This window comes from Sediminicola sp. YIK13, from assembly GCF_001430825.1.
Lineage (GTDB): Bacteria > Bacteroidota > Bacteroidia > Flavobacteriales > Flavobacteriaceae > Sediminicola.
Window position 1 is genome coordinate 1,337,396 of record NZ_CP010535.1, and the last position, 12,485, is coordinate 1,349,880.

The 12,485-nt window shown below is 38.5% G+C and carries 8 protein-coding genes; all 8 read left to right on the top strand.

The genetic code is table 11. The features are described 5' to 3' along the window. The 8 genes from SB49_RS05970 to SB49_RS06005 all read left to right on the top strand — a co-directional run bounded on the left by SB49_RS05970 (position 1) and on the right by SB49_RS06005 (position 12,430). Positions 1-1,188: a nuclear transport factor 2 family protein gene (locus SB49_RS05970; protein WP_062054774.1), complete on the top strand. Its 1,188-nt coding sequence runs from the start codon at positions 1-3 to the stop codon at positions 1,186-1,188. A gap of 2 nt (positions 1,189-1,190) precedes the next feature. Continuing rightward, a complete protein-coding gene (locus SB49_RS05975; RefSeq protein ID WP_062054776.1) occupies positions 1,191-2,354 on the top strand; it encodes an MFS transporter in 1,164 nt (387 codons plus the stop codon). Positions 2,355-2,415: 61 nt separating this feature from the next. After that, the gene (locus SB49_RS05980; protein WP_062054778.1) at positions 2,416-3,750 is read left to right on the top strand and encodes a M28 family peptidase; all 1,335 of its coding nucleotides are present in this window, start codon (positions 2,416-2,418) and stop codon (positions 3,748-3,750) included. 109 nt (positions 3,751-3,859) lie between these two features. Then, positions 3,860-5,482 (top strand): M1 family metallopeptidase, encoded by a 1,623-nt coding sequence (locus tag SB49_RS05985; RefSeq protein WP_062054780.1) that lies wholly within the window; start codon positions 3,860-3,862, stop codon positions 5,480-5,482. Positions 5,483-5,689: 207 nt separating this feature from the next. After that, a complete protein-coding gene (locus SB49_RS05990) occupies positions 5,690-6,946 on the top strand; it encodes a hypothetical protein (RefSeq protein WP_062054782.1) in 1,257 nt (418 codons plus the stop codon). Positions 6,947-7,152: 206 nt separating this feature from the next. Then, complete coding sequence (locus tag SB49_RS05995; RefSeq protein ID WP_062054784.1) at positions 7,153-9,981, top strand: M16 family metallopeptidase; 2,829 nt, start codon at positions 7,153-7,155, stop codon at positions 9,979-9,981. Between the two features lie 225 nt (positions 9,982-10,206). Beyond that, positions 10,207-11,121, top strand: coding sequence for a mechanosensitive ion channel family protein (locus SB49_RS06000; RefSeq protein WP_062054786.1), 915 nt, complete (start codon positions 10,207-10,209; stop codon positions 11,119-11,121). A 166-nt stretch (positions 11,122-11,287) separates the two neighbouring features. Continuing rightward, positions 11,288-12,430 carry a saccharopine dehydrogenase family protein gene (locus tag SB49_RS06005; protein ID WP_062054788.1) on the top strand — a complete coding sequence of 381 codons (1,143 nt, stop codon included), beginning with the start codon at positions 11,288-11,290 and terminating at the stop codon, positions 12,428-12,430. Positions 12,431-12,485: the final 55 nt, after the last annotated feature.

Below are 12,485 nucleotides of genomic sequence, written 5' to 3' on the forward strand. Positions count from 1 at the left end.
ATGAAAAAATTATTGGCTATTGCACTCTGTTATTTACCCCTGACGCTAAACTCCCAAACCAATCCAGAGGTATATCTATTGGATATGGTAAAGGAAGGCGATAGTCTTTTCTTTTTAAACCCAAGTAATATTTCCAATAATGCGGGGTATGACAACCAGCCCTCTTTTTTTGATGATGAACACCTTTTGTTTTCTTCTACCAGAGATGGACAAACAGATATAAAAAAATACAGAATCAAGGAGGGCAATGCTTCATGGATTTCGGATACCCCAAACGGAAGCGAGTACTCTCCCCTTCGAATTCCAGGTACCAATGATATATCGGCCATTAGATTGGATAATGACGGTACCCAATTATTATATCGTTATTCAATAACGCAAAAAGCCCCAGAAGTACTTTTAAAGGGTATGAAGGTGGGTTACCATCTCTGGTTCAATAAAGATATTTTAATTACAACAGTTCTCATAGAGGGCAGAATGGACCTTGTAGTCACGAATTTTATGGATAATAGCAGTTATACCGTTCAAAGGAACGTAGGCAGATCCCTTCATAAAATTCCAAATTCAAATCTAATAAGCTATGTAAGTAAAGACGATGTTTTAGGGACCATTAAATCCCTGGATCCAGTCTCTGGAGCAACCAAAGAAATTACCCGACTGTTTCTCATGAAAGAAGATGTATGTTGGCTGGCAGATGGCACCCTGCTCACCGGGTATGGAAATATGCTTTATAGCTACCAACCCAATAAGGACAACAAATGGAAATTGACACATGTATTTAAAGATAAATCGATCAATATGATATCTCGATTGGCCGTAAATCCCAATGCGACACGGCTGGCCCTAGTAGCGGATATTTCCCCAGAAGAAGCGGTACAAAAACAGATAGCGGCCTTTAACAAAAAGGATTTAGATGCATTTTTGAATACCTTTTCCGATGATGCCAAAGTCTATGGCTATGGTGGTCTTCTTCTCTATCAAGGGAAGCAAAAGATCAAACAGGAATTTGCCACCTTTTTTGATTCGGCCCCAGATTTAAATTATAGTATCAAAAAGAAAGTAGTAATGGATAATAAAGTCCACCATGAAGCCCTGATCACTGCCAATAACAAGACTCTTGTAAAAACCTATTATTATACCGTGGCCAATGGAAAAATTTCGAGCCTGACTTTTTACGTAGAGCCTTAAAATTGAACATTAAACCACACATTCTACCGGTTATAATTTTCTCCCAGTTTGCCTGCACCTCCTTGTGGTTTGCAGGGAATGCCATAGTTGGGGATTTGGCAAAATATCATGGCCTGGAACCTGGGTTGACAGGGCTAATGCTATCCACTGTTCAATTGGGTTTTATTTTGGGCACCTTGCTGTTTGCAGCCTTGATGCTCGTAGATCGCTTTTCTCCTTCCAAGCTCTTTTTGGGATGTGCTTTCCTGGCAGCTTTGTGCAATGCCCTACTCCTTTTGGAACACCTTACCGAATTGACATTGTTAACAGCGAGATTTACCACTGGTTTCTTTTTGGCTGGTATATATCCTGTAGGAATGAAAATAGCCTCCGATTATTACGAACAAGGATTGGGAAAGGCTTTGGGGTTCCTTGTTGGTGCCTTGGTCTTGGGTACATCCTTTCCCCATGCGATCAGGGGCATGTCCCTTGGAGCCGACTATACCCTGGTGATCACTATCACTTCTGTTTTAGCCATATGTGGCGGACTTAGTATGTATTTACTTGTGCCAAACGGGCCCTTTAGAAAACCCAGCACTGTATTGCAACTAAAAGCGGGCATAACGCTGTTTAAAATACCTGCCTTTAAAAATGCATCCTTTGGCTATTTTGGACATATGTGGGAACTATACGCCTTTTGGGCCTTTCTACCATTTGCAATTGGCACCTATAATTCCCTGGGCAATTCAACAATTTCCATTTCAATCTGGACCTTTATAATTATTGCTTTGGGATGTGTTTCCTGCATCATCGGGGGATATGTCTCCCTCAAAAAAGGCAGTAAAAAGGTAGCGGTTGTTTCACTGGCCATATCTGGAATACTATGCTGTATTTCACCTGTGCTCTTTCAATTGCCCCAGCAATTCTTTTTAATACTCCTATCCGTTTGGGGCATGGCCGTGGTATCGGACTCCCCACAATTTTCAACCTTGGTTGCCGCCTCTGCTCCAGCCCAATTAAAAGGCACGGCACTTACCCTAGTGAATTGTATTGGGTTTACCATAAGTATTGTGAGTATTCAATTACTATCCTATTTAGTGAATGGTATAGATCCAGTTTACATATTCAGTATTTTGGCCATTGGTCCTGTTTTTGGGCTTATTAATTTGTATAAAAAATCCCCTTAACAAATTGTTAAGAATTTATAATGTTCTATAACCGTAAATTACAGGCTTAAATAAACATATGATGAGAAAACTACTATCCCTCGCTTTTATTCTAAGTACAACATTCACATTTGCACAAACAGACCAGCGTGTCTATGACATTATCAATGCCGTATCTGCTGATCGTATTCAGAAAGATGTAACGACCCTGGTAAATTTTGGTACAAGACACACCTTAAGCGATACTATCTCTAAAACTAAAGGAATTGGTGCCGCCAGAAGATGGATAAAAAGTGAGTTTGAAAAGATCTCAACTACTTGCGGAGATTGCCTGGAAGTTACCTATCACAGAGATTTGGTAAAAAAAGGTGAGAACGCAAGGATCGTGAAAGACGTGGAAGTAGTAAACGTTGTCGCGATCCAACGAGGAACCAAATATCCCGACCGTTACATCATTATGAGCGGTGATATTGATTCCAGGGTAAGTGACCCTGCCAATTTCACTTCTGTGTCTCCAGGTGCCAATGACAATGCCAGTGGTATGGCGGGAACTATTGAGGCCGCGCGTGTTTTATCAAAATATAAATTCGAGAACAGTATTATCTATCTAGGACTTTCCGGAGAAGAACAAGGCCTTTTTGGTGGACAAGGCTTGGTGAAAAGTGCCAAAGAAAAAGGATGGGACATCATAGGTATCTTCAATAATGACATGATCGGAAATATTAAAGGGGTAGATGGAATTATCAGTAATACCGATTTTAGGATCTTTTCCGAGCCCGTTCCTCCTACAGAAACTGAAAGAGAACGAAATATGCGACGCTTTTATGGAGGTGAGGTCGATGGAATTTCCAGACAATTGGCACGTTACGTCCATAAAAACGTAAAAACATATATGCCTGAAATGAACCCAATGATGATTTACCGATTAGATAGATTTGGACGTGGAGGACATCATAGACCTTTTAACGATGCTGGCTATGCCGGGATCCGTATTATGGAAGCCCATGAAAACTACACCCAACAACATCAGGATATACGTGTAGAGGATGGCATTGCCTATGGCGATGTCTTAGAACATGTGAACTTTGATTATGCCCGAAAATTAACAGCCGTAAATGCTATTAATATGGCATCTTTGGCTTGGGCACCCCCAGCTCCAAAAGAAGTAAAAATTGGAGGGATAGTAGAACCGTCCGCCAAATTTGAATGGAGCAAGGTAGAGGGTGCCGTGGGATATAAAATTTATTGGAGGGACACTACCTCTCCTACATGGGACCATAGCAGGTATGTTGGCGATGTTACCGAGTTTACGTTAGATGGTATAGTGATAGATAATTATTTCTTTGGCATATCTGCCGTTGGAAAAGACGGTTTTGAAAGCGTGGTGGTATTTCCAAATGCTATAATGAGGAATTAACTTTTTATCTATAGATATAGGGTCTATTGTTGTTCTGCACTTTGCTGAATCAATAATAGACCTATTTAAATTTCACTGAAGACACACCCACGTTAAAATCCTATATTTTATGAAAAAAGTGACCTGTTCATTTCTAGTTTCTGTTATCCTTTTAGGTTACGTCCAAGCCCAGGAACCCTTTACAGAACAGGATACTTTAAGAGGGAGTATTACCCCTGAGCGTGCCTGGTGGGACCTCAGCTTTTATCATTTGGATATTAAAGTGGACCCAGACAATAAATATATCTCGGGTTCCAATACCATACGCTACACCGTTTTGGAAGAAAAACAAGTGCTACAGGTAGACCTGCAACCACCCTTGAGAATTGAAAAAATCACCCAAGATGGGCAAGAACTGACATTCACTTCAAAAATAAATGCACATTTTGTTTCCTTGCAGAAACCACAAATAAAAGGAACGGTCAATGAGATTAAGGTCAGTTATTCAGGTCACCCCAAAGAAGCGATAAATGCCCCATGGGATGGAGGGTTTTCTTGGAAAAAGGACATGAATGGAAATCATTTTGTGGCCACCTCCTGTCAGGGCCTTGGGGCTAGCGTATGGTGGCCAAATAAAGACCATATGTATGACGAGGTAGATAGTATGGCAATAAGTGTAGAAGTGCCCAAAAATTTAATGGAAGTCTCCAATGGTAGGTTGCTGAAGATGGAAGAGCATAAAAACACAAAAACCTTCCACTGGTATGTAACCAGCCCCATCAATAATTATGGCGTAAACGTAAACATTGGGGATTATGTACATTTTGGCGAAACCTATACTGGTGAAAAAGGCCCCTTGACCATGGACTACTATGTGCTTCGTGATAATTTGGACAAGGCTAAAAAACAATTTACGGATGCCCCAAAAATGATGAATGCATTTGAACATTGGTTTGGCCCCTACCCCTTTTATGATGATGGTTTTAAACTGGTGGAGGTACCTTATTTAGGGATGGAACACCAAAGTTCAGTGACATATGGGAATGGTTATGAAAATGGATATTTAGGACGGGATCTTTCCGGTACAGGGTGGGGACTAAAATTTGATTTTATCATCATCCATGAATCGGGCCACGAATGGTTCGCCAATAATATTACCAATAGGGATACTGCCGATATGTGGATCCATGAGAGTTTTACCGCCTACTCGGAAAATTTATTTTTGGACTATTATTATGGCAAAGAAGCCTCTTCTGCATATGTGATAGGCACCCGAAATAATATTGAGAACAAAAAACCCATTATCGGACCGTATAATGTCAACAAAACTGGTGGAGATATCTATTACAAAGGAGCCAATGTGTTACATACCTTAAGACAGCTTTTGGAAGATGACAATAAATGGAGGGAAATCTTAAGGGGACTCAATAGTAAATTCTATCATCAGACCGTAACGTCCCAACAGATTGAAGATTATTTGAGCCAACATACGGGAATTGATCTTACGTCATATTTCAACCAATACCTGCGTACCACCAAAATACCGATGTTGGAATACAAACTGGAAGCAAAGGAACTAAGCTTTCGCTATACCAATATCGTTGAAGATTTTGATATGCCCGTGCTCATGCATCTCGATGAAGAAAAATTATGGATTTTCCCAACCGGAGAATGGAAGACGATCTCACTTCAGAATAGTGTAATAAAAATAAAGCCTGATGACAACCTTTACATTTATTCCTCTAAAATTTAATCAATTTCTAAAAAATTATTGGGCAGTAAAGTAGTTCAGTATAAGATCGTTAACTTTGATAGCTCTTGGGTGTTTTTGTTATTGAATATACCCTTTACAAAGACCCTAAAACCTTTTCTTTGAGGTTCTATATATTTGAATAATGTTAAACGTATCGGATGTCCAATATCCATTAAGGTTCCGATATTCAAAATTGATTTCCCCCATATGAAATTGAAAACAAATCTAATACCCCTATTTCTATTTGTTCTCCTGCTCGTTTCTTGTAAAACAGAAGAAAAGAAACAAGGAAACGAACAAGATTTTGCCCTTACTTCCAAAACAATTACCTCTATAAAATTCAACTGTGCTGATCTCGGTGAAGATGAAATGGGAATTCCACGTTCAATTCTTTATCTAACTGTAAACGGAAAAACAATTGAGATTACAAAAATCCAAAATTGTCTTCCAATTGCTAAAGAGCAGTACGCAAGTAATAACATAGATGAAAATGCTGTGGATGCCTCATACGGCTATTGGGCAGATATAGGGTCTTATTTTTACGTGACCCTAAAAGACAACGAAGGATATATTTATAGGGCTAAAGTAGATGAAATGGACGACAAACCTATGTCCTATTCCCTTTTTGGTATTTATTCCAACGGAAAATTCTTCGAAAAAGACCAAAAACCAAGAAATACAAAAGCTTCCAAAGACCTTCTTCCTGATGCGTTTCCCAGCATTGACAAAAACTCCAGTTCAAAAGAAATTGAGGATATCATTCAACCAAACGTCAATAAAATTAACAAAGCCCTTCCTTTTTTAAAGGTAATCTCCAAGGAAGTTCAATTTAAATTTGATGATTTCAAGACCCCTATTACCATTTGGTATTCGGATGAAAATTTACCGGTAAAAATGAAAATGGGCATAAAGGATGATGAAGGACTTTTTTCCAATGATTTTGAATATTATTTTATCAATGGAAAAATATGGTATTCGGACCAAATACTGTCTAAATATGTTTTTAAAAATGAAAGCCTACAGCATTATATTAATTCGGTTTGGACTAATATTCAAGTGAGCGAGAAACGTTTTAAAGCGTGGGAAAAACGGATACTTCAGACTATTGCACAGATAGACAATGCCACCATCAATTCCAGAAAAGATGACGACAAAGCCATAACAGGGAATTATGAACTTATACAGGGGCAATGGCAAAGTACCGATGATTCCAAAAGTCAGATTGCATTTATCGGATCCATCAGAAAAGATTTCTATAATGGTGAGCAAATATCACAAACTCCTTTTAGCATTTCCAATACCTGCAAAAATGAAACCAATAGTAGTGCAGAAGTAGCTCCCGATTCCTTTATGACCTTAACCGAGGAAGATCAATGTTTTTATATTTTTAGACTGGACGAAAATCTACTGCAATTAAATTTCGTAGGTCGCGGAAATACCTTGACCTACAAAAGAATGCTTTAATGCTTTAAAATGCTATCGCACAGATGCTCAAATAACAAACTAGATTTAAAGGTATAATCTGGATTTGGAAAAATGTTTTAGTATTCAAAAAAGAAGAATCACTAAAAGGTTGACACTTACAATATTTTATAGAAAAAACAATAAATCTACTTCCTCACCTAAAATAAATAGTAAATTAACGCCTACTTTAAAATTTAGGACTACAAATGAAAAATTTGAAATTATTTCTATTAAATGCACTACTCTTCAGTACTCTAATCTCTTGCAATGAGAACAAAGAGCAGATTGTTCAAAAAAACGACTTTAAGGTAGAATTTGAAAAGTTTACTTTGGAAAACGGATTGCAAGTTATTTTTCATGTGGACACCTCCGATCCCGTAGTTGCCGTTGCATTAACGAGCCATGTTGGTTCTGCACGGGAAATTGAAGGGAGAACAGGATTTGCCCATCTCTTTGAGCACTTGTTGTTCCTGGAATCAGAGAATTTAGGAAAAGGAGGATTGGATAAAATGAGTGCGCGCATTGGAGGTTCCGGTGCCAATGGATCCACTAGTAGGGATCGAACCAATTATTTCCAAACAGTACCCAAAGATGCCCTTGAAAAGATGATATGGGCAGAAGCAGACAAGTTGGGTTATTTTATAAATACAGTTACAGAGCCTGTTTTAGCCAAGGAAAAACAAGTAGTAAAGAACGAAAAGAGACAAAGCTATGACAATAGGCCCTATGGCCATAATTCTTATGTCATTGGAAAAAATCTATATCCCAAAGATCATCCTTACAATTGGCAGGTTATTGGTTCTTTGGAAGACCTCCAAAATGCAACCCTGAATGATGTAAAGGATTTTTATAACCGTTGGTATGTTCCCAACAATGTCACCTTGACCATTGCAGGCGATTTTGACGCTGTACAGGCCAAGGCATGGGTAGAAAAGTATTTTAGTGAAATAAAACGCGGAGAAGCAATTCCCGAAATGGAGAAAAGACCTGTAACACTGCAAGAAACCAAAAAACTATACTATGAGGACAATTTTGCCAAACTTCCCCAACTAACAATTACTTGGCCAACAGTTTACGAATACCATCCGGATACATATGCCTTGGAAGTGTTGGGCAATTACCTCACCCAAGGTAAAAAAGCACCATTGTATAAAACTTTGGTAGAAAAGGAAAAATTGACTGATGAGGTGGGGCTTTACCAAAGAAGTGCTGAAATTGCCGGAGAATATTATTTACAGGTTAGGGCCTTTGAAAATACAGACCTAACACAGGTGAAGAGTGCCATTGATAAGGGATTTGCACACTTTGAAAAGGAAGGGATATCAGAAGAAGATCTATCCCGAATCAAAGCAGGTCAGGAGACACGGTTTTACACAAATTTATCAAGCGTTTTGGGCAAAGGGTTTCAATTGGCACAATATGAGATTTTTGCCGGAGATCCCGGTTTTATTAATGAGGATATAAAAAACATACTTTCCGTTACCAAAGAAGACGTAATGCGAGTGTACAATACCTACATTAAAGATAAGCACTTTGTCGCTACCAGCTTTGTTCCGAAAGGTTTGGCACCACTAGCATTGGAGGGTTCTACTTTGGCGGAGGTCGTAGAAGAAAAAATTATTGAAGGTGCCGAGGAGACCTTTGACGCCAGTATTGTTGCAACCTATGAAAAAACACAGTCCAGTTTTGACAGAAGTCAGGAACCTCCATATGGTGCTAGTCCTGACGTAAAAGTTCCGGAGGTTTGGAAAGATACTTTATCCTCTGGTATACGCTTATATGGAATTGAAAATAAGGAAGTGCCCTTAGTCCAATTCCAAATGCAAATTACAGGCGGAATGTTATTAGAGGACCCTGAAAAAATAGGAGTTTCAAATTTACTGTCTCAATTAATGACAAAAGGGACTAAAAACAAAACACCTGAAGAGCTAGAAAATGCAATAGAAAGTTTAGGCTCTTCTATAAATGCCTACGCTACAGATGAAGCTATCATTATAATGGGGAACACTCTTTCTAAGAATTATGATAAAACTATGGCATTGGTTCAAGAAATGCTATTAGAACCAAGATGGGATGAACAAGAATTTGAACTGTTAAAACAAAGTAGCCTTAGTCAAATTGAGCAACAAAAGGCCAATCCAAACAATATCGCTTCCATCGAATTTGCCAAATTAATTTACGGGGAGAACCATATTCTATCCCATAATAATATTGGAACGGAAGCTTCTGTAAGGTCAATCACCATTAGTGACCTTAAAACCTTCTACACTACCAACCTTTCCCCAAAGGTGACAAATTTCCATGTGGTTGGGGACATCGTTTCAGAAAAAGTAAAGGAATCCCTTGAAGGCATTAATAGTAAATGGGAACCAAAATCCGTTGTCTTCCCCGAGGTAAAATCCCCTAATGCACCCGTACTTTCAAAGGTATACTTCTATGATGTTCCGGATGCCAAACAATCTGTCATTCATATTGGATACCCTGCCTTAGCTGCCACAGACGATAATTATTATGCCGCTAGTATTCTAAATTACCGACTTGGAGGAGGGGGATTCGCGTCCCAATTAACACAACAATTAAGGGAAGGAAAAGGGTATACCTATGGAATTCGATCAAGTTTTTACGGATCAAAGATAAAAGGGCCCTTCATTATATCAAGCGGGGTACGCTCCAATGTCACCTATGAATCTGTTAATTTGATAAAAGAAATCCTGAGCAACTACGGAAATAATTTTAATGAAGAAGATTTGGAGGTGACAAAAAGTTATTTGATTAAAAGTACCGCTAGGGCCTTTGAAACCCCTAATTCCAAGCTCGCTATGTTAAGTAACATTAGTAATTATAACTACCCAGATAATTATGCAAAACAAAATGAGAAGATTGTAAAAGATTTCACCTTAGAAGAAATAAAGAAAATGTCCAATCTTTATTTAGATCCCAATAAGATGATCTATCTGATTGTGGGAGATGCCAAAACCCAATTGAAAAAACTAGACCAACTTGGTTTTGGTTCCGCGATTCTTTTAAATAAATAATGGTGTCAGAATCAATGGTGTAAAATAAGCGGTAAACTACTGATGAAGTTTACCGCTTATCTTTTATCTTATAAATATCCGTTAAAGTATAAATGGTTAATTCATTCATCAGAATCCAATATTTATGGGTATTTTAGAAATGGATTTTATAGCTACCCATTAGAACCATAGCATAAAAATCCAAGTTAGTCTTCAATAGGACAACGCTAACCTAAATATAAATACATGGCCCAATATTTAAAGAATATTCCAGAAAAGCTTTTAACCTCTTTGGAGGAAAATTGGACCATGTTCATCAAGCAAATCCCCGGCATACTTATCGCCATTCTCATAGTAGCCTTAGGTATTTTGATCTCCAAAAAAATTGGCAATCTGTCTCGTAAAGTCATTTCCAAAAGATCAGATGACCCAATCATGGTTAATTTCTTGACCAAAGGAATCAAGTTGCTATTGTACACTATATTTATCATGTACGCTTTGGAGGTAGCAGGACTACAGAGCATTGCCACTGGAATTCTTACCGCCGCAGGTGCCTCTGCTGTAATCATAGGTTTTGCCTTTAGGGATATAGGGGAAAACTTTATTTCTGGTATTATCCTTTCTTTCAACAGACCGTTTAACGTAAATGAAACCGTGAGCATAGGTGAGATTTTTGGAAAGGTAAAAAGCATTGAATTCCGATATACCAAGCTAAGGACCTTTGATGGCCGTGATGTATACATTCCAAATAGCGATGTTATTAAAAAACCAGTTTATAATTATACCGAAGATGGATTCTATAGGTTCGATTTCTTGGTGGGCATAGCCTATGAGAATAATATAGGGGAAGCAGAAAAATTGATCAAACAGATCGTTAAAAATACCAAGGGCACCTATGAAGATGACACCCACCGCAATTTTATTGTGGCAGATGAGTTAGCCGTTAACTCCGTAAACCTCAAAGTACATTTTTGGATCAATACATTTGAATACGGCAAAGAAGCATTGGTGATAAAAGGAAAAGTAATATCCAATGTAAAAGAAGCACTTGTACAGGAAGGGTTTAGCCTTCCCGCAAATATCCAAGAATTAAAGCTTTATAATACCCAATCTTCCATTCCCGTTAGTGTATCCCATTCCAAAATTGAGGGTGAAGAATAACGCCTGAAAAAATTCATCTACTTAAACTAAAACCCTATAAATTATTGATTACCTTAGTATTAAGTTTTTTGATCCCCCAATTTTATGCTATTCAGCTATCCAAGCCTATTTATAAAAAAGGCTCTTGGGTATCTATGGTATTTATCTCATATCAAAACAATCCATTATGAAAGCGCACTACAACATAATTATTGCTGGTGCCGGTGGTATAGCCGAAGCTGCCGGACTTATCCTTGCAGAATGGAGCACAGTGTCGCCAACCATTTACATTGGCAACCGTACCCTAGAAAAGGCCCAAAGGGTATCTGAATGGATTAAGGTTGGCACTACAAAATCATGTGAGGTTGTTCCGTTTCTATTGGATGCACATACTATTACCGATGAAATGAAGAGGATATTTGAAAAAGGGGATGCCTTACTGGATTGTCTTCCGGGGAGTTTAGCCCCAAAAATGGCACAATTTGCCAAAGATTTTGGCCTTTATTACGCCAATCTTACTGAATATGTTGCAGAAACCGACCAAATTATAAAGTTAGCTAAAAATGCAGATTCAGGTTTTGTCCTACAGACAGGACTTGCTCCAGGGTACATTAATGTATCGGCCAACCACCTATTCCAAGAATTCTGCAGAGATTTTGAAGTTGAGGCGGTGGATACCTTGGAATTTAAAGTTGGGGCTTTGACCATTAATGCTGTAGCTCCACATTATTATGGATTTACCTGGAGTCCTATTGGGGTAGCCACAGAATATGTTAAAGATGCCATAGCCATCCGTGATTTTGAAAAGGTAAGCCTCCCAGCCCTCTCAGAAAGCAAGGTAATCATCATAAACGGCACGGCATTTGAAGAAGACCTTACTTCTGGTGGTGCTGCAGATTTACCTGATGCATTGAAAGGCAAGGTAAGGTCCCTTGATTACAAAACCTTGCGACATCCAGGGCATTATGCTTGGGTAGCGGATCAATTATCTAAAATAGATCCTAAAATAAATCCTATCCAAAAGCTACAACGGATAATGTTGGACTCCATTCCTCATGTTGAAGATGATCAAATAGTGCTTTATGCAGCTGTGCAGGGCAACGATTCAAAGGGAACCTTGCGCAGACGGGAAACATCCAAGATTATTTACCCACAAAAGGTTGGCCACCATGAATTAAGGGCCATACAGACCACAACTGCGGTACCTTTGATACAATCCATCCAATGGTTATTGGAAAACAGGTCCAAAGGAATTACCCTCCAAAGTACACTGTCTCCCAAAGAATTTTTAAATGGAGCATATATAGTGCCTGTTTATGGCAACGTTTAAACTTATATTAAAGGTTTTTTTACCGATAGAACTGGCTATTTTCACTCTTATTATA

Coding starts and splice junctions, on each gene's coding strand:
- SB49_RS06005 (WP_062054788.1), top strand. CDS start 11,288: ATGAAAGCGCACTACAACATAATTATTGCTGGTGCCGGTGGTATAGCC.
- SB49_RS05995 (WP_062054784.1), top strand. CDS start 7,153: ATGAAAAATTTGAAATTATTTCTATTAAATGCACTACTCTTCAGTACT.
- SB49_RS05980 (WP_062054778.1), top strand. CDS start 2,416: ATGAGAAAACTACTATCCCTCGCTTTTATTCTAAGTACAACATTCACA.
- SB49_RS05985 (WP_062054780.1), top strand. CDS start 3,860: ATGAAAAAAGTGACCTGTTCATTTCTAGTTTCTGTTATCCTTTTAGGT.
- SB49_RS05970 (WP_062054774.1), top strand. CDS start 1: ATGAAAAAATTATTGGCTATTGCACTCTGTTATTTACCCCTGACGCTA.
- SB49_RS05990 (WP_062054782.1), top strand. CDS start 5,690: ATGAAATTGAAAACAAATCTAATACCCCTATTTCTATTTGTTCTCCTG.
- SB49_RS06000 (WP_062054786.1), top strand. CDS start 10,207: ATGGCCCAATATTTAAAGAATATTCCAGAAAAGCTTTTAACCTCTTTG.